The 23,808-nt window shown below is 49.5% G+C and carries 26 protein-coding genes and 1 other annotated feature; of the genes, 19 read left to right on the plus strand and 7 right to left on the minus strand.

Going from position 1 to position 23,808, the window contains the following annotated elements; genetic code table 11:
* Positions 1-30: 30 nt before the first annotated feature.
* Positions 31-1,470, minus strand: a complete 1,440-nt coding sequence (gene serS / locus A7K91_RS09700; protein WP_169833391.1) for a serine--tRNA ligase — start codon at positions 1,468-1,470, stop codon at positions 31-33.
* 387 nt (positions 1,471-1,857) lie between these two features.
* Between serS and trmB the strand changes: the two genes are divergently transcribed.
* Entirely contained in the window at positions 1,858-2,658 is an 801-nt protein-coding gene (gene trmB, locus A7K91_RS09705; protein WP_068682078.1) for a tRNA (guanosine(46)-N7)-methyltransferase TrmB, read from the plus strand.
* A gap of 76 nt (positions 2,659-2,734) precedes the next feature.
* Here the strand turns inward: trmB and A7K91_RS09710 are convergent, their stop codons facing one another.
* Positions 2,735-3,304 carry a phosphatase PAP2 family protein gene (locus A7K91_RS09710; RefSeq protein WP_068682080.1) on the minus strand — a complete coding sequence of 190 codons (570 nt, stop codon included), beginning with the start codon at positions 3,302-3,304 and terminating at the stop codon, positions 2,735-2,737.
* A 107-nt stretch (positions 3,305-3,411) separates the two neighbouring features.
* On the opposite strand from A7K91_RS09710, the gene A7K91_RS27010 reads away from it, so the two are divergent.
* The 5 genes from A7K91_RS27010 to rplT all read left to right on the plus strand — a co-directional run bounded on the left by A7K91_RS27010 (position 3,412) and on the right by rplT (position 6,647).
* Entirely contained in the window at positions 3,412-3,597 is a 186-nt protein-coding gene (locus tag A7K91_RS27010) for a hypothetical protein (RefSeq protein ID WP_425415654.1), read from the plus strand.
* Between the two features lie 373 nt (positions 3,598-3,970).
* Entirely contained in the window at positions 3,971-5,206 is a 1,236-nt protein-coding gene (locus tag A7K91_RS09715) for a glycosyltransferase family 2 protein (RefSeq protein ID WP_068682082.1), read from the plus strand.
* A gap of 71 nt (positions 5,207-5,277) precedes the next feature.
* Positions 5,278-5,434: a sequence feature (ribosomal protein L20 leader region), on the plus strand.
* Between the two features lie 50 nt (positions 5,435-5,484).
* The gene (gene infC, locus A7K91_RS09720; protein WP_068682084.1) at positions 5,485-5,985 is read left to right on the plus strand and encodes a translation initiation factor IF-3; all 501 of its coding nucleotides are present in this window, start codon (positions 5,485-5,487) and stop codon (positions 5,983-5,985) included.
* Positions 5,986-6,021: 36 nt separating this feature from the next.
* Entirely contained in the window at positions 6,022-6,222 is a 201-nt protein-coding gene (gene rpmI, locus A7K91_RS09725) for a 50S ribosomal protein L35 (protein WP_068682086.1), read from the plus strand.
* A gap of 65 nt (positions 6,223-6,287) precedes the next feature.
* The gene (gene rplT / locus A7K91_RS09730; protein WP_068682088.1) at positions 6,288-6,647 is read left to right on the plus strand and encodes a 50S ribosomal protein L20; all 360 of its coding nucleotides are present in this window, start codon (positions 6,288-6,290) and stop codon (positions 6,645-6,647) included.
* 57 nt (positions 6,648-6,704) lie between these two features.
* Here the strand turns inward: rplT and A7K91_RS09735 are convergent, their stop codons facing one another.
* Positions 6,705-7,520 (minus strand): VOC family protein, encoded by an 816-nt coding sequence (locus A7K91_RS09735; protein WP_068682090.1) that lies wholly within the window; start codon positions 7,518-7,520, stop codon positions 6,705-6,707.
* A gap of 202 nt (positions 7,521-7,722) precedes the next feature.
* Here A7K91_RS09735 and A7K91_RS09740 point away from each other — a divergent pair, with 202 nt between their 5' ends.
* The gene (locus A7K91_RS09740) at positions 7,723-8,637 is read left to right on the plus strand and encodes a helix-turn-helix domain-containing protein (RefSeq protein ID WP_068682092.1); all 915 of its coding nucleotides are present in this window, start codon (positions 7,723-7,725) and stop codon (positions 8,635-8,637) included.
* Between the two features lie 91 nt (positions 8,638-8,728).
* Positions 8,729-9,103 carry a hypothetical protein gene (locus tag A7K91_RS09745; protein WP_068682094.1) on the plus strand — a complete coding sequence of 125 codons (375 nt, stop codon included), beginning with the start codon at positions 8,729-8,731 and terminating at the stop codon, positions 9,101-9,103.
* A 21-nt stretch (positions 9,104-9,124) separates the two neighbouring features.
* On the opposite strand, the gene A7K91_RS09750 is transcribed toward A7K91_RS09745, so the two are convergent.
* On the minus strand, positions 9,125-9,610 hold the full coding sequence (locus A7K91_RS09750; RefSeq protein ID WP_156739445.1) for a GNAT family N-acetyltransferase: 486 nt from the start codon (positions 9,608-9,610) through the stop codon (positions 9,125-9,127).
* Between the two features lie 502 nt (positions 9,611-10,112).
* On the opposite strand from A7K91_RS09750, the gene ilvB reads away from it, so the two are divergent.
* The 4 genes from ilvB (at position 10,113) to A7K91_RS09770 (ending at position 15,234) form a co-directional block, all read left to right on the plus strand.
* A complete protein-coding gene (gene ilvB / locus A7K91_RS09755) occupies positions 10,113-11,858 on the plus strand; it encodes a biosynthetic-type acetolactate synthase large subunit (protein WP_068682098.1) in 1,746 nt (581 codons plus the stop codon).
* On the plus strand, positions 11,855-12,343 hold the full coding sequence (gene ilvN, locus A7K91_RS09760; RefSeq protein ID WP_068682100.1) for an acetolactate synthase small subunit: 489 nt from the start codon (positions 11,855-11,857) through the stop codon (positions 12,341-12,343). The genes ilvB and ilvN overlap by 4 nt, the downstream gene beginning before the upstream one ends.
* 135 nt (positions 12,344-12,478) lie before the next feature.
* Positions 12,479-13,471 (plus strand): ketol-acid reductoisomerase, encoded by a 993-nt coding sequence (gene ilvC, locus A7K91_RS09765; protein ID WP_068682102.1) that lies wholly within the window; start codon positions 12,479-12,481, stop codon positions 13,469-13,471.
* 218 nt (positions 13,472-13,689) lie between these two features.
* Positions 13,690-15,234, plus strand: coding sequence for a 2-isopropylmalate synthase (locus A7K91_RS09770; RefSeq protein ID WP_068682104.1), 1,545 nt, complete (start codon positions 13,690-13,692; stop codon positions 15,232-15,234).
* Between the two features lie 186 nt (positions 15,235-15,420).
* On the opposite strand, the gene A7K91_RS09775 is transcribed toward A7K91_RS09770, so the two are convergent.
* The gene (locus tag A7K91_RS09775) at positions 15,421-16,065 is read right to left on the minus strand and encodes an HD-GYP domain-containing protein (RefSeq protein WP_068682106.1); all 645 of its coding nucleotides are present in this window, start codon (positions 16,063-16,065) and stop codon (positions 15,421-15,423) included.
* Between the two features lie 66 nt (positions 16,066-16,131).
* Positions 16,132-16,347, minus strand: coding sequence for a helix-turn-helix domain-containing protein (locus A7K91_RS09780; RefSeq protein ID WP_211274516.1), 216 nt, complete (start codon positions 16,345-16,347; stop codon positions 16,132-16,134).
* Between the two features lie 263 nt (positions 16,348-16,610).
* On the opposite strand from A7K91_RS09780, the gene A7K91_RS09785 reads away from it, so the two are divergent.
* From A7K91_RS09785 to A7K91_RS09795, 3 genes are all read left to right on the plus strand, one after another.
* Positions 16,611-17,045: a helix-turn-helix domain-containing protein gene (locus A7K91_RS09785; RefSeq protein ID WP_068682108.1), complete on the plus strand. Its 435-nt coding sequence runs from the start codon at positions 16,611-16,613 to the stop codon at positions 17,043-17,045.
* Between the two features lie 165 nt (positions 17,046-17,210).
* Entirely contained in the window at positions 17,211-18,290 is a 1,080-nt protein-coding gene (gene leuB / locus A7K91_RS09790; protein ID WP_068682179.1) for a 3-isopropylmalate dehydrogenase, read from the plus strand.
* 35 nt (positions 18,291-18,325) lie between these two features.
* Complete coding sequence (locus tag A7K91_RS09795) at positions 18,326-18,874, plus strand: peroxiredoxin (protein WP_068682110.1); 549 nt, start codon at positions 18,326-18,328, stop codon at positions 18,872-18,874.
* A gap of 164 nt (positions 18,875-19,038) precedes the next feature.
* Here the strand turns inward: A7K91_RS09795 and A7K91_RS09800 are convergent, their stop codons facing one another.
* The gene (locus A7K91_RS09800) at positions 19,039-19,947 is read right to left on the minus strand and encodes a phosphotransferase (protein ID WP_068682116.1); all 909 of its coding nucleotides are present in this window, start codon (positions 19,945-19,947) and stop codon (positions 19,039-19,041) included.
* A 277-nt stretch (positions 19,948-20,224) separates the two neighbouring features.
* Between A7K91_RS09800 and A7K91_RS09805 the strand changes: the two genes are divergently transcribed.
* The 4 genes from A7K91_RS09805 (at position 20,225) to A7K91_RS09820 (ending at position 23,745) form a co-directional block, all read left to right on the plus strand.
* Complete coding sequence (locus A7K91_RS09805) at positions 20,225-20,890, plus strand: hypothetical protein (RefSeq protein WP_068682118.1); 666 nt, start codon at positions 20,225-20,227, stop codon at positions 20,888-20,890.
* A 147-nt stretch (positions 20,891-21,037) separates the two neighbouring features.
* Entirely contained in the window at positions 21,038-21,454 is a 417-nt protein-coding gene (locus A7K91_RS09810; RefSeq protein WP_068682120.1) for a hypothetical protein, read from the plus strand.
* 258 nt (positions 21,455-21,712) lie between these two features.
* Positions 21,713-22,525 carry an RNA polymerase sigma factor SigI gene (sigI, locus tag A7K91_RS09815; protein WP_245697375.1) on the plus strand — a complete coding sequence of 271 codons (813 nt, stop codon included), beginning with the start codon at positions 21,713-21,715 and terminating at the stop codon, positions 22,523-22,525.
* Positions 22,522-23,745, plus strand: coding sequence for an anti-sigma factor domain-containing protein (locus A7K91_RS09820; protein WP_068682124.1), 1,224 nt, complete (start codon positions 22,522-22,524; stop codon positions 23,743-23,745). Before sigI ends, A7K91_RS09820 begins: the two co-directional genes overlap by 4 nt.
* Positions 23,746-23,808 lie beyond the last annotated feature (63 nt).

Below are 23,808 nucleotides of genomic sequence, written 5' to 3' on the forward strand. Positions count from 1 at the left end.
AGACAGCCCCTTGAAAGGCTGCCCGTCCGTTTATTGACACAGAGTATTAACCGGAATGAGCCGATCCAGGCCGCGCATATAAGGCTGCAGCGCCTTCGGTATCACAACCGAACCATCCTCCTGTTGATGATTCTCCAGCAAAGGGATGAGAATGCGAGGGCTGGCGACGGCTGTATTGTTAAGCGTATGGCAAAATTTCAGCGTTCCTTGAGCGTCGCGATAACGAATATTACAGCGCCGTGCCTGAAAGTCGAGCAGGTTCGACGACGAATGCGTCTCGCCGTAAGCGCCCCTGCTTGGCATCCAGGTTTCCAAGTCATATTGCTTATAGGTTTTTTGCGACATATCCCCTGTACAAACAGCGACCTTCCGGTATGGCAGCTCCAGCAGCTGGAGCAGCTGCTCCGCGTTGGCTGTAATTTCCTGAAGCAGGTCCTCCGAATGCGCCTCGTCGTCCCGGCAGATGATCACCTGCTCCACCTTCGCGAACTGATGCACGCGATAAAGCCCGTGCACATCCCGTCCGGCCGAGCCGACCTCGCTGCGAAAGCACATCGACGCCGCGGCCATGCGGATAGGCTGCTCCACATTGACCACCTCACCCGCGCAATAGGTAATCAGCGGCACCTCCGAGGTGCCGACGAGATACTGCTCCTCCTCCGCGAGGCGGTAGGTCTGATCCTTGCCAAGCGGAAAAAATCCGGTGCTCCGCAAAGCTTCGGGCCTTGCCATCAGAGGAACCTCCATGGGCATGTAGCCCTTGTCGAGCAGCAGGTCCAGCGCCAGTTGCTGCACGGCGCGATGCAGAAGCGTGCCTGCACCCCGCAAGTAGTAATGGCGGCTTCCAGCCGTCCTCACGCCTCTTGGCACGTCGATCAAGCCGTGAAGCTCGCCCAGCTCCATATGATCCCGAACCGGGAATGGAAATGCCGGCGGCTCTCCCTCTACCTTGAGTATGAGATTGTCTGCATCACTAAAGCCGATTGGCGTATCCGGCGAAACGCGGTTCGGTACCAGCTCCATCAGTTCCGCAAGCCGCTGCTCCGCCTCGTCCAGCCGAGGCTCCGTTTCTGCCAGAGCTTTAATAACGGCAGCCACCTCTTCCTTGCAGGCGGCAAGTCTTCTTTCCAGACTTTGCGTAGTCAGTTCTCCGTCAACGTCGATTGCTGCGTCCGACGCCTTCCCGGCTCCTAAAAGGCTGTCCTTTACATCCCGCGCCAATCCTGTCTTGACCAAACCGCCGGGTTTGGCTTCCGCGCTGTCTTGCGATACGCGCAGCGCTCCCATTAGGCGCCCGATTTCGCGCGACAGCTTGTTGCGAGTCTCCCGCAACCCATCCGTCGTCTGCTGCAGCTTCCGCCTCGACTCATCCCGGCGGAGCAGCTCGTCGACCGGCAGCGCAATTCCTTTTCGATCCGCCGTCCTCTGCACCTCTTCCGCATTTTCCCTGATCCATTTCAAATCCATCATGTCTGCTGCACTCCTTTTCGAGAGAAATATAAAAAGCGCCCTTATCCCACATGGGACGAGGAGCGCTTCTCTCGCGGTGCCACCCAAGTTGACCAAGCTGTGTAACGGCTTGATCCTCTTTGTTCCGCGGTAACGGGCGGGTCCGGTTAACTTAGGAGAGACGGCCGAATAATACGGCTGTCCACTTGACGAAAACGCCTCCGAGTTGGATGCTCTTCACAGGCATAATGTGCAATTCAGTTTTTTGTATTATAGCTTATGTTGGTTTGGAGCGCAAGGTACGGAGCGCGGTGTGCGGGGATTATGTTTTCTGGCAGTGAGAGGCTTTACAAGACGGGAAATGTTCGTCAAAATAGGACTATCCATATGTAAGAGGAGCTGTAACCGATGCGTTTAAGAGGAAGAAAAGGCATTCGCGAAAATTTGGAGGCACAGCCCGAGCTTGTTGTGCTGGACGCTGCGCCGCATAAGGGCAAATGGCGTGACTTTTTCGGCAATGACAATCCCATTCATGTTGAGCTTGGCATGGGAAAAGGGCGATTTATCAGCCAGATGAGCGTTCGCAATCCCGACATTAATTACATCGGAGTCGATATGTACGACGAGCTGCTGCGCAGAGCCAGCGAAAAAGCCCGTTTAGCCTGGAGCGAAAAAGGCGAGGCGTCCCCTCCCAACCTGGCCCTGCTAAGAGCCAATATTGAAGGAATCGAGGACATGTTTGCGCATGGAGAGCTGGAGCGCATCTACTTGAATTTCAGCGATCCGTGGCCAAAAAGCAAGCATGCCCGCCGCAGGCTGACGCATTATCGCTTCGTAGAGAAATACAAGGAGATTTTGAACGAGCGCGGAGAAATTCATTTTAAAACGGATTCGTTGACCTTGTTCGAGTTTTCCTTAAACAGCTTTGCCGAAATGGAGCTTGTGCTGCGCAACATCTCGCTGGATCTGCATCGGGATGGCCCGCGCGAGGATCTTGTGTTTACCGAATACGAAAGCAAGTTCATGAACAAAGGTCAAAATATTTACCGGCTGGAAGCCGTCATCGGCAAAGAGGCGTTGCGCCACTACCGGAAAGAGAAGAGGGAAACGCGGAAACGCGAAGCGCAGTCTGTTCGTTTTCCATCCATTCCTGGCGAAGAAAAAGGAGACGGCCAAGCCTCATCGCCTCAAGACGAAGCGAATTCCTAGAATTCATCGAAAAAATCCTCCATTCCACAGCAAGGCTTCAGTGGAACCGGAGGATTTTTTTGCGCATGGGCCCGCATCAAATGGCAACAGGAGCAACCCAGAAATAATGAACGGCCATAGCGGACAAGGTGCCCACAAATGCTCCCGCAGCTACATCTGTAGGATAATGAAGTCCTAAATACATGCGGGACCAGCCGACCGAGCAGGCAAGAAAAAGTCCTAACGGAATGATTAACAGATTCCAGGCGCCGCTTGCGGTCAGCATAATGGGAACAGTCCAGGCAAAAATGGCGGTAGTATGGCCGGATGGAAAAGAAGGGTCCTGCAGCGGTCTGGAAACGGTTGTGACGTTTGACATGGACTGATAAGGCCGCAGCCGCCGGTATGCCCGTTTGACTATGGCGACAGGTATATGGCTAATGACGACCGCCAGCAGGCATTTCCAGCCCGTGGAGCTCCAGGGAGAGGGGGCCAAGAGGGCGAACAGCAGCGCTGTAGCAAGCGTAAAGGTAGCTCCGCCCATATGTGTAACGCGGCTGAACCAGCCGCGCGCGAAACGATGGCGCATGCTGCTGCCCGTCCGGCTGTTGGCCCACAGAAGCACCCGGCGCTCGCTATTTATAATCCAGCGTATCAGTTTATTCACGAGTCATTCACTCCTTTGCATGTCTGGGCGCGTTTTTTCTATTGTAGCATTGAATTGTTAGAAGAAAGCTCTGGTTTTGAAAAATCTGCATTAACCATACCACGCTGATCCATGTCGCCACTCCTTTTAATCTTGGCCTCTGCGGTATTCATTACGCCAAAAAACACGAAATTCTCCTTGTCGCTTCTTATCATACCAATTTCGATTATTATTTGCCGTTTTACAATCTGGGCGGAATGGAAAAGCTATTATGGAGATATATGGATGGGTTTCTCCCTCCTGGACGAGTATAGATTAATTAATTTTAATTCAACCCCATTTATCAAGGACGTTTGTGCTAAAAATGCAGAAAATGGTTGAGAATAAGACAGACACGAAGCAAAGAGCGGGGAATAGAGCCCTGGTCTTCTGCAATGCCTTTTTCTGACTCAAAAGAGTGAAAAGCAGTCGAATTCCCATTTTGACAAAGTAGTGGTTTCAGAGGAAAATCAGTAAATCAAACAGGGCACACTATGCACTGGATAAACTTGCGCCCCTTTTAATCAGGGTTCAAAAAGTTCGGCTTCAACAGGCATGCTTCATAATGGGAAGCGGACTTTTTGAACAACATTGTCAGGGGATAGAAGCAAGGGGTCAAAAATAGGGGTTTCAAGGGGGCAATGCCATATGGGTTTTACAATTGCTTTTATCGCACTACAGGTCACGCTGGCCTGCATCGCCGTTTACCAGTTTGGTCTTTCGTTATTCGGCTTTATGAAGCACAAGGCCCGCAAGCGGCACGAGCCGCAAAAGTCCTTTGCCGTGCTTGTCGCTGCGCATAACGAGGAGCAGGTGGTAGGGGCGCTCATTGAAAATTTAAAAAATCTGGATTATCCCAAAGAGCTTTACGACATTTTTGTCATTTGCGACAACTGTACCGACAACACCGTGCAAATCGTCCGCAGCATGGGCGTGAAGGCTTGCGTTCGCAGCAATTATCATCTGCGGGGCAAGGGCCATGCCATTGAATGGATGCTGAAGGAGCTTTGGAGCATGCCGCGCCAATACGATGCAGTGGTTATGTTTGATGCCGACAATCTGGTCAATCCCGACTTCCTGAAGCTTATGAACGATGATTTGTGCGCAGGACACAAAGTAATTCAGGGGTATCTGGATACCAAAAATCCTGGCGATTCCTGGGTCACAGCGGCTTATGCCATCACTTACTGGTATTGCAACCGTCTGTGGCAGCTGTCCAGAACAAACCTGAACATGAGCAATTTTCTGGGCGGTACGGGCATGTGCTTTGATTCTGCCTTGCTCAAGGATATGGGTTGGGGAGCAACGAGCCTGGTAGAGGATTTGGAGTTTTCCATGCGCTGTGTCAAGCGAAATATCTATCCCGTCCTGAATTACGACGCCAAAGTATTTGACGAAAAGCCGGTTACGTTCAAGGCATCCGCCCGCCAGCGCCTTCGCTGGATGCAAGGGCACTTTAATGTGGCGCGCAAATATTTTTTCCCGCTGCTGTGGGCAGGCATCAAGGAGCGAAATCTGACCAAGTTTGACGCCGCTATCTACAGTATTTCGGTATACAACACATTGCTGGGCTTTCTCCTGATCGTGCTTCTCTGGGCGGATATGGCCATTCCGGCGTTTAATGTCTTTCATTCCGTTTATGACTACCTCCCGAAATGGCTGGTGGTTGTCGCCGCTACTGCTACTCTGCTGCAATTTCCAGCAGCCATGATGATGGAGAAGGTCAAAAGTAAAAAGATGTACGCCCATTTGCTTACGCTGCCGTTTTTCCTGATTTCCTGGTGGCCGATTACCTTCTATGCCTTCTTTACACAGAACAACAAAACCTGGAGCCATACGCAGCATACCCGAGTGGTGCGCATTGAAGAGGTGCAGGGCAAATAAAGCTTTTTGCAAAAAGTCGCTTGACAGCGATTGGCAAGTGCGTTATATTAATTTGGTACTGTTTAAAACATACGCAAAAGCAGAAGCACCCGCTTCTCACCTCTTCGGCGCAGGCTGACAGGTTCGCGATCATGGAATGATAACTGCATTGCCTTTTATCGGCATGCAATGAATTTCAATGGACGTTGATGTGATGCGGGTTCTATGAGCCCGCATCTTTTTATTTTTGAGAAGCAAAACTATTTTGGAGGTGGCACGTTATTAGCAGAGAACATCAAATCAACGATGAAATCCGGGCCAGGGAAGTTCGCTTGGTAGGCGCTGACGGAGAGCAAATCGGCATTAAATCGATTCGCGATGCGTTGCAGCTTGCAATTGATGCTAATCTGGATCTGGTGAACGTCGCGCCAACGGCCAAACCGCCGGTTTGCCGCATTATGGATTACGGCAAATTCCGCTACGAGCAACAGAAGAAAGAAAAGGAAGCGCGCAAAAATCAGAAAGTCGTTGATCTTAAGGAAGTTTGGTTCCGCGCAAACATCGAGGAGCACGACTATCAGGTCAAGTTCCGCAATGTTGTGAAGTTCTTGAATGAAGGCGACAAGGTAAAGGCTTCCGTTCGTTTCCGGGGGCGTGAAATTACGCATGCAGCGATCGGGCAGCGAATTCTGGATCGTCTATCCAAGGAAGTTGCCGAAATATGCAATGTCGAGCGCGCTCCCAAGCTGGAAGGCCGGAGCATGATTATGATTTTGGCACCGAAAAACACCGCCCAATAAAAGGCTGGATACAATTTTAAGGAGGAAAATACTGACATGCCTAAGATGAAAACACACAGCAGTCTGAAAGACCGTTTCAAAATTACCGGTACTGGTAAAGTGAAACGCTACAAAGCTTACAGAAACCACTTGCTTTCGCACAAATCCGGACGCCAGAAGCGCGTTTTGGCTGGTCAGCCTTTGATGGCAGCTGGCGACGTTCGTCGTCTGCAACAAGGTCTTTCCAACCTGAAATAATAGCACGGCATATAATGTGAGTTCCCATATAAAAAGTTTATTCAAACTACAGGAGGTTTCCACTCATGGCAAGAGTTAAAGGCGGCTTTGTCCGCACTCGTCGTCGCAAAAGAATTTTGAAGCTGGCAAAAGGTTATTTCGGTTCCAAACACCGTCTGTTTAAAACAGCGAAGGAGCAAGTTGGCAAGTCGCTTATGTACGCATACCGCGACCGTCGCAACAAAAAACGCGATTTCCGCAGACTGTGGATCGTTCGTATCAATGCGGCTGCTCGTATCAACGGCTTGTCCTACAGCAAATTCATGCATGGCCTGAAGCTTGCTGGCGTTGAAGTAAACCGTAAAATCCTGGCTGACCTGGCTGTTAACGACATCGGTTCGTTCAACTCCCTGGCTGGCATCGCCAAAGAAAAAATTAACGCTTAATTAAAAAAAGCCATTTCGTCCGCAGGTTGTTGCCTGTGGCGAAAGGCTTTTTTTGTTTTACCCGTTATTCGCTTGTTTGCCTAGCTCAAGCTCCGCGCCGTGAGATAACTTGGGGTCAAGCGTTCTTGCTGGAGAGGGCAGCTTGCTTTTTAGAATAACCTTTTCGATACCATCGCTGGTACCCTTTTTCAGAGTAAGCAACGTATCGCCCAGCCGAAAACAGCAGCGTGTACTACTATTTTCACCCGTTTCCAAAGGTGGGCTTTGCCTGAGAAAAAACCGGTAGCTTTCAAAGGCAGTATTCCAGTCAGTGGTCGCAATGACCAACTCTTGAAAACCTTCGCTGCCATTTGGATGGGCTGTCATAGCATCATTCAACACAATTGCGGGATGATAGGGACTCATAAAAAACGGGAGATTTTCGTTGCCGGGATAATAGATGGACCAATTTACAGCAGATCCGTCCTCGTTTTTTCTTTTCATTCGTTTTGGTCCGTATACATGAAAGCCCGATAAGGACAGAACCTTCATATTATGCTGGAAAGCGTCACTTGGGAGGCTGTCCAAGGCATAATCTCTGAAGCCTTCGCCAGCGCGTATATAATTGTCGTAACGGCCGGCATCAGGCTTTTTGAAGATCCGCATAAAACGCACCACAAGGCGCATCAGGCTATTCAGCGGCTGTCCAAAATTAGTGCAAAACAGCTCCAGAAAGGAGCCGTCGTTAAAATAAATCATGGCATTAACGGATTTGTCCGGTTTGGTCGGGTAGGTTACGCAAAACCCCAGTTTTGTGAAGTTATTGACGGCCGCCTTTAAATTATCGACTTTAATCAAGACATGCCCGATTTGAAACGGCGGGTTTGCCTGCATATTCGTTTCTCCTCTCCTGTTCATAATTAGGAATTGTAACGCAGAAGCAAAAAAAATGTGCTCCAAAGCGGAGTTTTTTATATCCCGATCGGAAGTTTTGGACAGTAAAAATCCCGAGCAAGCGGCGCGGAGTGCGTTGTAGGGCAAAAAAACCGTCCCTGCCGAAATTTTAGCTTGCTCGGTTTCTGGAGTTGAAGCTGAAATGAACGATACTAATGCCTCTGCCAATTTCTTGAGCGACGGCACGGCCACAGGAGCAATGATTATAAGCAATATCGCAACCGACTTGACGATATGCAGGAGTAATTTGACCTTTCAAAAAAATGGAGTGATTCATGAGCCGCGCGACCCGCGCCTATTTGTGCAAATCAGCTTTTGTCTGGAGGGGGGCTTGTCTTGGAGCTACTCTGATTCCTCCGGCGAACAGTCAATTAGCCGCTGCGAAAGCGGGATTCAATATGGATTTTTGGAGGATTGTTTCAGCTCGTTTTATGCGGGTCAGCATTGCGAGGGACTGAGCATCGGCCTTGGCCGGGAGCGTTTCGGGGAGATGATTTCGTGTTTTCGTTCCAGACATGCATCAGCCGCTGATTTTGGAAAATCGACAGTTATTTCGCCAAAGGTACAGCTGCTGATTAAGCAACTTTATGGGCAGCTGAATGAAAGCTCGATTTGCGAAAGTCTTCGCCCCATTTATACAGAGGGAAAAATATTGGAGCTGCTGGCGGTTTATTTTGATGAAAGGATCGGCATGGGTTCCCGGAGCGGCGGCAATCCGCCCCTTTCAAGGGAGGATTGCGAGCGGCTGTTGCTTGCAAAGGGCATCATCGACCAAAAATATGCCGAGCAGCTGACCATCTCCGGCTTGGCGAGGACGGTTTGTTTAAATGAATACAAACTGAAGACCGGCTTCAAGCAAAGCTTCGGCCACACGGTATACGGATATATCGTTTATAAACGTATGGAGGCTGCGGTTTTGCTGCTGGATTCCGGTAAGCGAAAGGTGAAGGACGTAGCGTGGCTGGTCGGCTATTGCAACGTAAGCCATTTTATTAAGGCGTTCAAGAAACAATATGGGCGCACTCCTGGCGAGATAAACCGGACCATGCGCGATTAAAGTCGTTTAATGTTCACGAGCGGACAAACATACAGGCATTCCCTCCTTCCAGCGAATAAGCTATAGGATAACAGGGAAGGGGGGAAACGGCATGCGTGGCAAAGTTTCCAGGGAACAAGCCAAAAAGCTTTTGGGAAAATCTATTTATGCGGTCAAGAGAGACGGAGCGGTCGTCACGGGACGTCTGGTTAGAATAAGCGGCAACCGTCTTTATCTGTCCCCAGGCAAATCGTCAAAAGGAAAAAAGGTTAAAACAAAAGCCTTTATATTACCGCTTGTTTTATTTGACCTGCTTGCTATCGGCACACTAGGCTTCTGGGGAGGCGGCTGGGGCGGTGGCTGGGGCGGCGGCTACGGAGGCGGCTGGGGCGGCGGATGCGGATGCGGCGTTCCAGGCTGCGGCGGCGGATGCGGCTATGGAGGTTATGGCGGCAAAGGCGGCGGTTACGGATTCGGCGGCTTCTAAAGCAGCCGTCATTAAAGCGGTTTAAAGCGGCTTGATCAGCTCATGGCATTGCAGATCAGGCCAGAAGCGTAACACGGAATAGCCAAGCTTGTGATAATAGGCCATGGCGCGTCCGTTGCTTCGGTCAACAAACAGCCGGCTGACGGCGCAGCGATGCTTGCGGCCATAGGCTTCGGCGTAGCTCATCAATGAGGTTCCGTGTCCGCAGCCCCGGTGCTGCGGATGCGTAACCAGCATATCCACCAGCAGCTCGCCGCGAGAGGCGCTGCAGTGGACGAAAGCGACAGGAGGGCCCGTCTTGCCCTTTGCGGCTACATAAGTGACGCCCCAGCGGAAACGTTTGGGAAGCTCTCGTATGGTATGGGCGTCATGCGGCCTGACACTATGGGAATAGGGAAGCAGCTCTGCTTTAATTAACCGGACAAGCTCGGTATCATCACTTGGTTTGCGAATTCGGATCATGTCGTTCCTCCAATCGTAGCGGGTGAAAAAGACGAATGATTTCATGCTGTATAACGCCTTAATGCCCTGGTTATAATACGATATGATGCCATATCCAAAATGTCCCTCAAAGAGGTTATTCGCACCTACGTAAAAAGAGGGTACAATTTTCAATGGTTATTGTTCTTGACGAACAGAATGAATCGGACTATAATGATGAAAAGTCATATCAATCAGCTATGATGAGGACGAAGTGTTAAGGGCTCTTTTGTTCAGAGAGCAGACGGATCAGCTGCAACCGTCGCCAAAATCCCTTTTCTACGAGCTCACCTCGGAGCTATTCTCCTGAAAAGCGGCAACGCGTATTAGGGAGCATCGCAGGGCAAGCGTTAACGTGCCACTGGCAGAACGTCGATATGTGCACAGCGTTCTGACCTGTAGAGGTTATATATCGGGAGATATATAACGAATTTGGGTGGTACCACGGAAGATCAACCTTTCGTCCCTTTCAGTTTAAGCTGAGGGATGAAAGGTTTTTTGTTTTGCTTTTTTGAGAGGAGGAGCACTAATGACAACAGAAAGCGCAACATTAAAGTCAAAAGAAGAGTTGTTGAAGAAACTGTCCAAGCCCGAAGTAATTTCCGGTTCCGAAATTCTACTCCGCAGCTTATTGCTGGAGGGTGTGGATTGCGTCTTCGGTTATCCGGGCGGAGCGGTTTTGTATATTTATGACGCTATGCATGGCAATACCGATTTCAACCATATTTTGACCAGGCACGAGCAAGGAGCCATACACGCTGCTGACGGCTACGCTCGCGCAAGCGGCAAGGTTGGCGTATGTATCGCTACTTCCGGCCCCGGTGCAACCAACCTGGTAACGGGGATCGCGACCGCTTATATGGATTCCGTTCCGCTGGTTGTCATTACGGGCAACGTCATGTCGACTCTGATCGGCACAGACGCTTTTCAAGAAGCTGATATTACCGGCATCACGATGCCGATTACGAAGCACAGTTATCTGGTGCGCAATGTCGAGGATTTGGCCCGCACCATTCATGAAGCGTTCCACATTGCCAATACGGGACGCAAGGGTCCGGTGTTGATTGATATTCCGAAGGATGTGTCCGCACAGCAGACCTTGTTCCAACCGGTTACCGGAGTTAACATTCGGGGTTATAATCCAACGATTAATCCCAACAAGCTGCAAGTGGACAAAATGATCAAAGCGATTTCGGAAGCGGAGCGGCCGCTCATTCTGGCAGGCGGCGGCGTTGTTTATTCCGGAGCGCATGAGGAGCTTCTGGAATTCGTAACAAAAACGGAAATTCCGATTACGACAACGCTTCTTGGACTCGGCGGCTTCCCGAGCGGCAATGAGCTGTGGCTGGGCATGCCGGGCATGCACGGAACCTACACCGCTAACACATCCATCCAAAACTCGGATTTGCTTATCAACATCGGCGCGCGGTTTGATGACCGCGTAACGGGCAAGCTGTCCGGATTTGCACCGCTGGCAAAAATTATCCACATTGACATCGATCCTGCGGAAATCGGCAAAAACGTACCGACCGATATTCCGATCGTCGGAGATGTGAAGACGGTTCTGGGATTGGCCAACAAAACAGCGGTTCGCGCCGACAAGGCAGATGAGTGGAGAGCAAAGCTGAAAGCCTCCAAAGCGCAATATCCGTTCCGCTACAAGGATTCCGACACAGAGCTGAAGCCGCAATGGGTTGTAGAGATGATCCACGAATCGACTGGCGGGGATGCAATTGTCACAACGGACGTAGGCCAGCATCAAATGTGGGCCGCTCAATATTATCCGTTCAACAAGCCGCGTTCATGGGTAACGTCCGGCGGCCTTGGGACTATGGGTTTTGGTTTTCCTTCCGCAATCGGGGCTCAGATGGCAGAGCCTGACCGCACGGTTGTTTCCATTAATGGAGACGGCGGCATGCAGATGTGCGCCCAGGAGCTGGCAATTTGCGCGATTAATAACATACCGGTTAAAGTTGTTATATTAAACAACCAGGTTCTTGGCATGGTTCGTCAATGGCAAGAGCTCATTCACGGCAATCGCTACAGCTATATTGATCTTGCCGGCAGCCCGGACTTTGTGAAGCTTGCTGAGGCATACGGAGTCAAAGGGTTCCGCGCCTCCAATAAAGAAGACGCCAAGGCGGTATGGGAGGAAGCGCTCCGTCATCCAGGCCCGGCCGTAGTGGAATTTATCGTACGCAAAGACGAAAATGTCTTCCCGATGGTCGCGCAGGGCAGCACGATCGATCAAATGATCATGGGGGATGCGGAATGAAAAAACATACTATCGCAGTAATCGTTAATGATCAGCCGGGCGTTCTGCAGCGTGTGGCAGGATTGTTTGGACGCCGCGGCTTCAATATTGAAAGCATTACGGTTGGCGCAAGCGAGGAGCAGGGATTGTCGCGTATGGTTATCGTCACCTCCGGCGATGATCATACACTGGAGCAAATTACGAAGCAGTTGTATAAGCTGATCGACGTTATCAAGGTCATTGATCTTAGCTCCAATGCTATGGTGGGCCGTGAGCTGGCGCTTATCAAAGTATACGCCGAGCCGTCCAGCCGTCCCGAAATATTGGGCGTGGTTGAAACCTTCCGCGCATCCGTCGTTGATATCGGCACTCAGTCATTGATGGTTCAGGTTGTTGGAGATTCCGGCAAAATAGATGCTATGATTGAATTGCTGAAGCCTTATGGCATCCGAGAGCTTTCCCGCACTGGCGTAACTGCGCTTAACCGCGGTAACGTAAAGCAATAATTATGCTGCAATAAAAAACAGAGCACACAGCCGCTTTTGAACGGGCGTTTAAGAGGGGAACCGGCGTCAGAAAGCCCGACTTCTCCGCTTAAACACCCGTTCAAAAGGGTTAAATCAAAGGAGGCAATTATTAAAATGGCAGTTACATTGTATTATGAAAAAGACGCTGATCAAGGCGTGCTTCAAGGCAAAACAATCGCAGTAATCGGTTATGGCAGCCAAGGCCATGCGCAAGCGCAAAATCTTCGCGATAGCGGCCTGAAAGTAGTTATCGGCCTTCGTCCCGGCAAATCCGCTGACGTTGCAAAAAAAGACGGCTTTGAAGTTTTGACAGTTGCTGAAGCAACCAAAATTGCTGACGTAGTTCAAATTTTGCTTCCAGACGAAACGCAAGCCCAAGTATATAGAGAAGAAATCGAGCCTAACCTGAAGCAAGGCGCGGCTATTATGTTCTCCCACGGCTTTAACGTACATTATGGTCAAATCGTGCCAAGCGCGGACAAGGACGTATTTTTGGTTGCTCCCAAATCGCCGGGCCACATGGTTCGCCGTACGTATCAAGAAGGTTTTGGCGTTCCAGGCCTGATCGCTATCCATCAGGATGCAACAGGCAACGCCAAAGCAATCGGTTTGGCTTATGCCAAAGGTATCGGCTGTACTCGTGCAGGCGTTATTGAAACCAGCTTTAAGGAAGAGACTGAAACGGATCTCTTCGGCGAGCAAGCCGTATTGTGCGGCGGTGCTTCCGCACTGGTTAAAGCTGGCTTTGAAACGCTGGTTGAAGCAGGTTATGCTCCGGAAATGGCTTACTTCGAATGCCTTCACGAGCTGAAGCTGATCGTTGACCTGATGTATGAAGGCGGACTTGCTACTATGCGCGATTCCATCTCCAATACAGCTGAATATGGCGACTATGTAACAGGCCCTCGCATTGTGACAGATGAAACGAAAAAAGAGATGAAGCGTGTTCTGGAAGATATCCAATCCGGCCGTTTCGCTCGCGACTTCATCCTGGAAAACCAATCCGGCCGCGCTATGCTGACGGCTACACGCCGTAACGAAGCTGCTCATCCAATTGAGCAAACAGGCAAACAGCTTCGTGAGCTGATGCACTGGATTAAGAAATAAAACATTCTACATGTATAAGTGCAATTAAAAACGGCAGAAGCAGGACGGAAGAACCATTCACACGGCGGACTCCTGCCAACGCTATTTAGTTGCACTTATATAGAATAAAAACCGATCCCGGTTCATTGGGGCGGCCGCAGGAGGAATTATGATAAATCAGCCTGCGGCCGCTCCGTATGCAATCGGGATAATTCTGTTCACGGAGGTGCAATGGAGAAATGCGTAAAATCTATATTTTTGATACCTCGCTTCGCGACGGCGAGCAATCTCCCGGCGTCAACCTGAATACAAAAGAAAAGGTCGAAATTGCGCTACAGCTTGAAAAGCTTGGCGTAGACCGGATTGAAGCAGGCTTCCCTGCCGCATCTCCTGGAGATTCCGCTGCGGTTAACGCCGTAGCGCGCGCAGTCAAAAATGCATCCATTATCGGGTTGTCCCGTTCTCGCGAAGGCGATATTGATGCTGTGCGGGAAGCGCTTATTGGCGCTCAGGATCCTTGCATCCACCTGTTTCTGGCTACAAGCCCCATTCATCGCAAGCATAAGCTGCGCATGGAGAAGGAGCAGGTGCTGGAAGCGGCAGACCGTGCTATCCGTTATGCCCGGCGCTATTTTGACAAGGTCGAATTTTCCCCGGAGGATGCAGGCCGAACCGAACTGGACTTCCTTTGTGAGGTAACGGAAATGGCCATTAAAGCCGGTGCTACCGTGGTCAATATTCCCGATACGGTAGGATATCTGAACCCGCAGGAGTTCGGTAACATTTTCAAAACGTTAAAGGATAATGTACCAGGTATCGAAAAAATTCAGTTAAGCGCCCATTGCCACGATGATTTGGGGATGGCGACAGCCAATTCTCTAGCCGCGATTCTGAATGGAGCTGATCAAATCGAAGGTACCATTAACGGGATCGGCGAACGCGCAGGCAACACGGCTATAGAAGAAATCGCAATGGCGCTGGCGACTCGTCCGGATTACTTTAACGCTCACACCACGTTGAACCTGAAGGAAATTGCTAAAACCAGCCGTCTTGTCAGCAAGCTGACAGGCATGCCCGTTCCGGGCAATAAAGCAATAGTTGGCGCCAATGCATTCGCTCATGAATCCGGCATTCACCAGGACGGCATGCTGAAGGAAAAAACGACCTATGAGATCATTTCACCGGATGTGATCGGTCTGAAGGATTCCAAGCTGGTGCTTGGCAAACATTCCGGCCGTCATGCCTTCCGCGAAAAGCTGATTGATATGGGCTACGAACTCGACGATGAATCCGTTAATCATGCATTTGCCAAGTTCAAGGATTTGGCGGATCGCAAAAAAACGGTTGGCGATGAGGATATTCGTGCAATGCTCGAGGAGCGCTTGATTGATACGCCGGAGGTATTTGCGCTGGAAACCATCCAGGTCAGCTACGGCAATCGCTCCACGCCAAACGCAACGGTTGTAATTCGGGCCGCGGACGGCGAAATTCGCGAGGAAACAGCGGATGGAAATGGCTCGGTCGATGCCATTTATAATGCTATCGATAAAGCGACACGGGAAACGGTGGAGCTTGAGGATTATTCCATCAAGTCGGTTTCGCAAGGCAAGGATGCTTTGGGCGAGGTGCATGTAGTCCTGAAGCAGAATGAGCAATCGGCGCAGGGGCGCGGCCTCAGCACCGATATATTGGAAGCAAGCGCCAGAGCTTATCTGGATGCAGTAAATCGGTTGCATGACAAACGAAATACGCCGGGCCGCCGAGACAATATCAGCTTGATTTAGGCCCCAGCGCTAGAAACATACACAAAAAAAGTTGGAAGGAAACATAAGTTTCCGTTCCAACTTTTTTTTATATCCAGGAGGAGGTGTGTACGATATTTCACTTAGTTATATATGGCGTCCCAGGGCAGGTAGCTCATGTGATATGATTAATCGTACAGCCCTTTAGCGGAAGGGCTGGGGTTTCTTTTAAATAGCGGCAGGGAGGTTATGGATAAAAGGCAAAAAGCCGGGGTCTCTGGTGAAATGGAAAAAAGCTTCAACAATTTCCGGATCAAACTGGCTTCCGCTGTTTCGCTGCAGCTCATGAATCGCTGTAATATAGCTGAGGCCTTTCCTATAACCACGGTCTGATGTCATGCTGTCAAAGGCGTCGATGACGGAGCAGATTCGGGCCAAATAAGGAATCTGGGAGCCGGATAGCCCATCGGGATAACCGCAGCCGTCCCAACGTTCGTGATGATGCATAACGATATTCCGCACAGCCTCATCCAGTCTGCATCCGTTGTAATCCAGCAAATGCCCGCCGCATACGGGGTGAAGCTTTAAAATAACCCAATCCCTTTCTGTCAGCTTGCAATTGCAGTGCAGAACACTATTCGGAACAAGCAGCTTGCCGATGTCATGAAGCTGGCAGCCTTGAATGAGCTGGGTTAAATGCTGATCGTCCAGATTCATAACACGGCCAAACTGCTTGGCTATGATGGAGGCTCGTATACAGTGAATGTAAGTCGAGGGACTCTTCCGTTTCAGAAGCTTCAGGCACAAGCTTGCGATCTCGTCTTGCTCAATATCGGAATTGGAGTTATCGACCGATGTAATGCCTGTAGTCATACCGGATCTCTCCTTCAAATTTTCGCTTAACCGATTGTTGGCAGGCCGTTACGGGTATACTGCACGTTAAGAAGCTATATTCTGTACGCTTTCAGGGTCAATCTCAAGCGTTTCAAGGATTTTGGGCAAATACTTTTTTCCCGAACGCTCGCCGTGCAAAATGTAATTTAAATATACTTTTGTCGTTCCTACATGCTCAGCAAGCCAGGCTTGACTATGTCCCTTATCAAGCAGACGTTTTCGAATGAGCATGCCAAGAGGGGTTAGTTTCCTTTTCTTCAACCGAATTCACTCCTTATTCACAACCAGATATATGTAGGTGTTGTGAAACGGGTTTCTGGTTTAAGTGCTAGATCCAGCCCAAGCCGAAAAGACAGACCGATCCCGTTAATGCTGCTCTGTTAGTATATCTGTATATCTGGTATGATGAAAAATATTAGCCTAATTATAGATTACACGTATATTCGAGCATTGTCAACAAAATGGCGGTTTATTCGTCATTATTTACTGGATTTTACACGAAAAACCATACAACGGAGGCTTTTATGTCGGGAATTGGAACACGGATTAAAGAATTGAGAAAAAGACATGACATCAGCCAAGAGGAGCTGGCCGCCCAAATCAAGGTTTCTCGCGGAAATGTCGGCGATTGGGAGCGGGGCCGGGCAAAGCCGGGAGCGGATGCTCTCATCGCATTGTCCAGTTATTTTTCCGTTTCCATTGACTGGATTCTCAATGGACAAGAGTTTCAAACACCCCACATGAAGCGCTGGCCTCAGACCATGCCCGGAGATAACATTACGCCTGAAGATATTGAATTGCTGGCCAAGCTAAAACGGCTGTCTGAAAAAGAGAGATGGAAGGTTGAGGGGTACATAGATGCTATTGCGGGTGGATCAGCGATTCAGTCAAAAAAACCGATGGAAAAGTTATCTCCATCGCCAAATGGAGAAGAAGCCGCCGCCAGTGAAGGGGCTTAATTTTTAGCTCGAATTGATTAACTTTTTAACCAGCTGATAGCTTTTTGCGAGCTTGATTATAGCTTTTGACTATAAAGCTCATAGAATTTATATCTTTGTCTTGTTCGCGTATTTGTGGTACAAATGATAATAGAATGAGAATGATAAGAGGAGAGTTGAATGTATATGTCGGAAGTTAAAAAAATTGCGGTTTTGGGCGGAGACGGTATTGGTCCGGAGGTTGTAGGCGAAGCTCTGAAAGTATTGAAAAAAACAGAAGAGCTGTTCGGCTATCAGTTTGAAACGGAGCATGGCTTGTTTGGCGGGATTGCCATCGACGAAAAGGGCACTCCGCTGCCGCAGGAAACGCTTGAAATTTGCCAAAAGGCTGATGCTGTGCTGCTGGGTGCAGTTGGCGGCCCTAAATGGGATAACAACTCCAAAGAGCTTCGTCCCGAAACCGGCTTGCTTGGCATTCGCAAGGCGCTTGGACTATTCTCGAATATTCGTCCGGCAACTGTATTTGACTGTCTGAAGGAAGCTTCCACGCTGAAGCCTGAAGTATTGGAAGGTACGGATCTGATTGTTGTCCGCGAATTGACTGGCGGCATCTATTTTGGCGAGAAATTCCGCCGCGAGGGAGCAGGCGGCGAAGAAGCGGTTGATACTTGCGTATACAATGTGCAAGAGGTTGAGCGTATCGTTCGCCAGGCGTTCGATATTGCCATGACACGCGGCAAGCGTCTGGCATCCGTCGACAAAGCCAACGTTCTGGAAACATCGCGTCTGTGGCGCGAGGTTGTAAACCGGATTGCGGTTGAATATCCGGAAGTGGAGCTTGAGCATGTATTGGTCGATAACTGTGCGATGCAGCTGCTGCGTCGTCCGTCCAGCTTTGACGTTATCGTTACAGAAAACATGTTTGGCGATATTCTTAGCGACGAAGCGGCTATGCTTACCGGCTCCATCGGCATGTTGTCGTCGGCATCGCTGGGTGAAGGCAGCTTTGGCCTTTATGAGCCGGTGCACGGCTCCGCGCCTGATATTGCCGGACAAGGCATCTCCAACCCAATTGCTACCATCCTGTCCGTAGCTTTGATGTTCCGTTTGACTTTTGGCTATCACGAAGCGGCGGCTTCCATTGAAAAAGCGGTGAAGGACGTATTGGATGCAGGCCATCGTACCGGCGATATCGCTGTGGACAAGTCCAAAGCTATCGGTACAACCGCGATGGGCGATCTGATCGTTGCGGCAATGACTAAATAAACGAAATATATAGAGAACGATAGGAGGAGCTACAGATGGCAGAACGTTTAGTTGGACGCAAAGCTCCAGACTTTACAATGGAAACGGCAACTGGCAACGGCGGGGATTTCGGAACGGCTTCGCTTGCCGATTACAGAGGCAAATGGCTCGTATTTTTCTTTTACCCGCTTGATTTCACATTTGTATGCCCAACTGAAATTACGGCGCTGAGTCTGGCGGCTGATCAATTCAAGGCATTGAATACCGAGATTTTGGGCGTTAGCGTGGACAGCAAGCACAGCCACCGCGCCTGGATTAATACACCGGTTAGCGACAACGGCCTTGGCGAGTTAAACTTCCCGCTTGCTTCGGATTTGACCAAAAGCGTTGCCCGCGATTATGGCGTGTTGATTGAGGAAGAAGGCGTTGCGCTGCGCGGATTGTTTATTATCGATCCCGAAGGCGAGATCAAATACCAGGTCGTTAACCATAATGATGTAGGCCGCAGCGTTGACGAGACGCTCCGCGTGCTTCAGGCGCTTCAATCCGGCGGATTGTGCCCCATTAACTGGAAACCTGGCCAAAGCAATCTGGTTGCTAAATAAGCGAACAGATATCATTGAAAACAATGTAAACAACTATTAAGAGAGCTACAGTTATCTGCAAGTGGATAACTGCAGCTCTTTTTTTCAATGTTCGGGCTTCACTATAAGTCAATCATGCAGTGATCATGAGCTGGAAGACTACAACATCGAGTTATCTTTGTCGCTCAACTGAACACATCCTCCTGATTCAGATGCTCAACATCCTTGAGCAAATCGGGTATCCAGGAGTCTGAGCCAGGGATGATATCTGTACCGCCATAAACAAGCCAGCGCAGTGTCTTAATCAGCCAGCATAAACCGCCAATCCGCAATTGCCAGTTAAGCTGCTTCATTTCAAGCTCTGCGGCATCAAGGTAAGCTGAAATGATATCTTCTTTTGTAAGACTGCTCCATGTTTGTGCTTCCTTAATCAAGCAATACAGGTCGCCAAGATGGGGACTTAGATAGGCGATGGACCAATCAATCGGCATTATGCCATTGTTTTGGATTAACAGGTTTTTTGCGTGGTAATCATGATGAACGATTGAGATGGGCACCGTTTGATAAAGTTTATCTAATTGACAAGGCAGTACATGCTTGAGTTTCACTAAAACGTTGGCGCCCGCTAGTTTGTTTGATTTCAGCAGATCATCAAGCAGCTTTAGAATGTCGTCCATTGAAACGTAGTAAGCATCAAAATCCACCTTTGGAAGCATCCCGCCTTGTAAGTTTGAAGTTGCCCTTGCTCTTAGACTAGCCAGTTCCCTCGCCGCTTCAAGAAAATAGGCAGGCTGCGGCTGCTGCTCTATATTTTTTTCGCCCGCATCCTCCATAATCATGACTCCGCTGTCTTTCAGGCTAACAAAATCAAAGATTCGCGGGGCCTTGAGCTGCAGAGGTTGTACTAAACTTCGATAAATTTTTGCTTCTCCCGCCATTTCACTTCCGCCCCACTTAATGATCAGCGTTTCTTCTGTTTTTAATGTTGCCCTGTAAACCTCTGATAGTGACCATTTCCTTAGCAGGGTCCATTCTTCAACGTTATTTAGCAACGGCATCTTTGAGCTATATTCTGAAAAACATGCTGGAATCATGTTGGCCTTCCCTCTTCCCTATAGGATTTCAATACATATTTTTGCATATGTAGCAATAAAAATATAGACTTATCTTTTTCTGTTTGCTATGATGTTGAATTAAGTCTTGGAAAAAGTTGAGAGAGCTTTGTTTATCCGTCTGAGGTAGATAAAGCTCTTTTTTGAATACCTGTACGGCGCTGGAGAAATGAAATAATGAGTCATATTAGTAATGAAATATCAGTAAAGGAAGAGGATAGTTAAAGCTACCGACTGATGCGCATAGGGAGGAATAGCCATGGAAGAAGGGGTTGTTAATGGTATGAAAATGAAGCTGACAGCAAGCTATATTTTAAAAAAAGCAAACAAGTGGGCTTTAGTGGCGGCAGCTTTTCTTACTGTAATGACTATTGTGGCTTGTAAGGCAGATTCCGAAACGGGAAGCGGCAGCAAGGGGCTGCAAGCGGACAAGGGGAACGTAGGTAGTTCTAGCACGCCTGCTGCATTGGGAATGGAGGACCCGCTTGCATATGTTGACTTGGCAGAGGCTAACGTTATTGGAGAGACGTATCGTTTTGACAAAATGCTATATTTAAATCTATTAAGCTCCTTTTATCCCGGCTCGGACTTTGTTGAATATTATACCTTTAGTAAAGATAGCTTATTGATTACGGATCGAGAAGGCGGGCAAGCGCTGGTGTCTGCTAGATATGAAAAATCAGAGATTGAGCCGGAGGCTTTTATTGAAGCCTTTGGAAGCAAAGTGCCGGATAATATAATTCCGGAAATTAAGGATTATTCAATTCGTCTTCAGTATGATCTGAACCGGATTGAAGGCCAGCCAGCGTTTTTCCGTCTCTATATTATGAATGAACATGTTTGGCTGGCTCGTATGTTAAACGATGAAATATGGTCCCTATACCAGCTTGTGCCTTATTCCGGAGAGCTGCCCATTAAGGAATAAGCGGGGAGCGACAAGGGCGAATATCAAAAAGCAAGCTTGAAGGATGAAGGAATTTGCCGGAGGCATATCGAATAGGTTAAGAAGAAAGCGGCGTTTTGCAGTTCAGTTTCGAAAGTACATCCAACAGATTATGAAGGAGGTCTTCCGATGAGCTTTTGCTGCGGGGCCAGCATGATTGGAACAAAAGGAACGTTGAAGCATCATAGTACGCATGTTCATAATGTGCCGATTACATTTTGTCCGGTATGCCATCGGGTGGACATTCATTATCTTGCCCAGCATGAATATGACATTCTTGCGGAATATGCTTTTGGCGATGGGGCTGCCGAGGTTGATTTTACGGATTATGTAGAAAAAAGGAAGCAGGACCTGATTGAAAACTGCGTGAACGATGAAAGTGAAGAGCCGATGGAGGTTGTGCGAAGCCAAATTGATATGGCTCTGGATTTGTTCAGCTTCGCCAAAGGCATTAACGACAGGGACTGGCAAGTGATGCTGATGAAGCGGCTTGCTTCATTAAATGAGCGCCGCAATAAGCTGATGCAAAGACGCTCCTCTGTTTAGTCTCTGCCATATTGCACGCTCCGATATACAGAACATGGAAGGCCTCCCCTTTACAGGAGGTCTTTTTGATGTTTTCGCGGATTAGAATTGTTTCATTTAGCCGCTTTCGGTGTAATCAGGGATGTGAGTGGCCCGGCAATTAGTGTATAATCGGCAGGATGTTGCGGATGATTCAAAAAAAATGAAGGTTTTCTCATTTGCACCCCCGCAAACCGGAGAAGATAGGCGAAATCATATAGTAGCGAGGTGGAGCGATTGTTGCTGATCCTGTTGGAACGTTTTCTGCGGAAATCGTCTTCCTCCAAAAAAGGGCCTGCCAAGCAGGCGCCGAGCCCGGAAGAGGCGGTTTCCGAAATTAAAAACGGCGATGAAAGCAGACGCGATGCCTTAATCGCAGCTTATTCGCCATACATAGCCAAATTAACAAGCAAATTCTGCAAACGTTATATCGATCCGAAGAAGGATGATGAATTCAGTATTGCGCTGCTGGCGTTTAATGAAGCGATTGACAGCTTCAACGCCAGCGCAGGCAAATCCTTTCTCGGCTTCGCAAAAACGGTCATTCAGCGCAGGCTTATTGACTATGCCCGAAAAGAGAAGAAGCATCGCCAGGATGTGCCTTACAGCGTGTTCGATTATGAAAGCGATGACGGCGCGGTTTATAATATAGTGGAGACGCGGCAGTCAATCGCCGCCCATGAAGCGGGAAAAGCCGAAACGGCTCGCCGTTTGGAAATCGCAGAGCTAAACGGCGAGCTGGGCCGCTTCGGCATTACCTTTCAGGAGCTTGTAGAGCTGTCTCCCAAACATTCCGATTCAAGAGAACTATTGATTTCTATTGCAATTCAATTAGCTGAAAATGTGGAATTGGCGGGGCAATTGAGAGCTACAGGCAAGCTGCCGGTGAAAGATCTGATGGAAGCAGGCAGCGTATCCCGAAAAACGATAGAACGCAATCGAAAATATATCATTGCGATCGCTATCATTAAATCCGGCAATTATCCCTATATGAACGATTATTTGCGTGTCGAAAAAAATGACAATAAATCCTTGAAGGAGGTGAGCCGATGAAACGTGGCGTAGTCATGAGTATCCATTCCAAGCATGCAGTTGTAATGACGCGCGACGGACGCTTTCTGAAGGCTCCCCTTCGCGGCAATCCCCAAATCGGAGAAGAGATGGTATTTGAGGAGGAGATTCCTTCCAAGGCGGAGAGAAAACGGCTGCGCCTCCCGCTGCGGGGCGGATTTGTGCGGTATGGCGCGGCAGCTGCCGTGTTATGCCTGCTGCTGGCTTCATGGCTGGTTTATGCGGCAAGCAGCGCAAGGAGCGTTGTTGCTTATGTCACAATTGATATTAATCCTAGCATCGAAATCGGCATCGACAAAGCGGAGAAGGTGCGCGAGCTGCGCGCCCTGAACAGTGACGGAGAGATTGTTATTGAAGGGATAAAATATCGCGGGATGGACATTGAATCCGTAGCCGCCTCCATTCTGAACGTTGCAGGAGACACGCATTATCTGGATACTCCTTACAAGGATATTTTTATTACAAGCATGATGGTGAACAGCTCAAGCTCTTCTGCGCTGGATTTTGAAACCGTGCTGGCGCGTAAGCTGGATCACAAGCTGCAGGAATGGCTGATTGAGCATGGTACGCCTTCCGAAATGGTGCATATCACTACCTTGCTTGCTCCGGAGGAGCTGCGGCTTGCCGCCGAAGAAAACGGCTTGTCAGCGGGAAAAATGGCCGTTTATTTGATGGCCAAAAGCGAAGGCTTCCAGCTAGGGCTGGATGAGCTGCGCTCCCAATCCATTCATGACGCCACGGAACCGATAGGCGGCGTCAAAAGTCTCGTTGACAGCGAGTCCGAGGGTGAAACAAGACTGCGGCTGCAGGAGCTCTTGCAGCAGGAGCAAAGTGCTGCAGCGGCTAGCAATAAACCCGCTGCTACGCTGAAGCCATCTCCGGCAGCCAAGCCTGTCCTGCAGCCGGAGACAGCTCGTCCCGGCGGCCCAACGGCCAAGCCGGACCCAGGGGCTGCGCCAGGGCCATCCGGCAAGCCGGGCGGCCGGGGCGATAAAGGCCGCGAAGAGGACGATCGCGGCGGCAAGGGCAAGGGCCGCGAAGAAGACGATCGCGGCGGCAAAGGCAAGGGCCGCGAGGAGGACGATCGCGGCGGCAAGGGCAAGGGCCGCGAGGAGGACGATCGCGGCGGCAAGGGCAAGGGCCGCGAGGAGGACGATCGCGGCGGCAAAGACAACGGCCACGGAAACGGCGGCCGCCATTGAAAAATGTAAGTCAATGATTGTTTTTACCAAAATTCGACAGAATTTCTGATTGACAGCCCTTGC

This window comes from Paenibacillus oryzae, from assembly GCF_001675045.1.
In the GTDB taxonomy this organism is placed as follows: Bacteria; Bacillota; Bacilli; order Paenibacillales; family Paenibacillaceae; genus Pristimantibacillus; species Pristimantibacillus oryzae.

What these genes read in the sequence shown, in the direction of transcription:
- serS (WP_169833391.1), bottom strand. Translation starts at nt 1,470, where the DNA reads ATGATGGATTTGAAATGGATCAGGGAAAATGCGGAAGAGGTGCAGAGG.
- trmB (WP_068682078.1), top strand. Translation starts at nt 1,858, where the DNA reads ATGCGTTTAAGAGGAAGAAAAGGCATTCGCGAAAATTTGGAGGCACAG.
- A7K91_RS09715 (WP_068682082.1), top strand. Translation starts at nt 3,971, where the DNA reads ATGGGTTTTACAATTGCTTTTATCGCACTACAGGTCACGCTGGCCTGC.
- rpmI (WP_068682086.1), top strand. Translation starts at nt 6,022, where the DNA reads ATGCCTAAGATGAAAACACACAGCAGTCTGAAAGACCGTTTCAAAATT.
- rplT (WP_068682088.1), top strand. Translation starts at nt 6,288, where the DNA reads ATGGCAAGAGTTAAAGGCGGCTTTGTCCGCACTCGTCGTCGCAAAAGA.
- A7K91_RS09735 (WP_068682090.1), bottom strand. Translation starts at nt 7,520, where the DNA reads ATGCAGGCAAACCCGCCGTTTCAAATCGGGCATGTCTTGATTAAAGTC.
- A7K91_RS09740 (WP_068682092.1), top strand. Translation starts at nt 7,723, where the DNA reads ATGAACGATACTAATGCCTCTGCCAATTTCTTGAGCGACGGCACGGCC.
- A7K91_RS09745 (WP_068682094.1), top strand. Translation starts at nt 8,729, where the DNA reads ATGCGTGGCAAAGTTTCCAGGGAACAAGCCAAAAAGCTTTTGGGAAAA.
- A7K91_RS09750 (WP_156739445.1), bottom strand. Translation starts at nt 9,610, where the DNA reads ATGAAATCATTCGTCTTTTTCACCCGCTACGATTGGAGGAACGACATG.
- ilvB (WP_068682098.1), top strand. Translation starts at nt 10,113, where the DNA reads ATGACAACAGAAAGCGCAACATTAAAGTCAAAAGAAGAGTTGTTGAAG.
- ilvN (WP_068682100.1), top strand. Translation starts at nt 11,855, where the DNA reads ATGAAAAAACATACTATCGCAGTAATCGTTAATGATCAGCCGGGCGTT.
- ilvC (WP_068682102.1), top strand. Translation starts at nt 12,479, where the DNA reads ATGGCAGTTACATTGTATTATGAAAAAGACGCTGATCAAGGCGTGCTT.
- A7K91_RS09770 (WP_068682104.1), top strand. Translation starts at nt 13,690, where the DNA reads ATGCGTAAAATCTATATTTTTGATACCTCGCTTCGCGACGGCGAGCAA.
- A7K91_RS09775 (WP_068682106.1), bottom strand. Translation starts at nt 16,065, where the DNA reads ATGACTACAGGCATTACATCGGTCGATAACTCCAATTCCGATATTGAG.
- A7K91_RS09785 (WP_068682108.1), top strand. Translation starts at nt 16,611, where the DNA reads ATGTCGGGAATTGGAACACGGATTAAAGAATTGAGAAAAAGACATGAC.
- leuB (WP_068682179.1), top strand. Translation starts at nt 17,211, where the DNA reads ATGTCGGAAGTTAAAAAAATTGCGGTTTTGGGCGGAGACGGTATTGGT.
- A7K91_RS09795 (WP_068682110.1), top strand. Translation starts at nt 18,326, where the DNA reads ATGGCAGAACGTTTAGTTGGACGCAAAGCTCCAGACTTTACAATGGAA.
- A7K91_RS09800 (WP_068682116.1), bottom strand. Translation starts at nt 19,947, where the DNA reads ATGATTCCAGCATGTTTTTCAGAATATAGCTCAAAGATGCCGTTGCTA.
- A7K91_RS09805 (WP_068682118.1), top strand. Translation starts at nt 20,225, where the DNA reads ATGGAAGAAGGGGTTGTTAATGGTATGAAAATGAAGCTGACAGCAAGC.
- A7K91_RS09810 (WP_068682120.1), top strand. Translation starts at nt 21,038, where the DNA reads ATGAGCTTTTGCTGCGGGGCCAGCATGATTGGAACAAAAGGAACGTTG.
- A7K91_RS09820 (WP_068682124.1), top strand. Translation starts at nt 22,522, where the DNA reads ATGAAACGTGGCGTAGTCATGAGTATCCATTCCAAGCATGCAGTTGTA.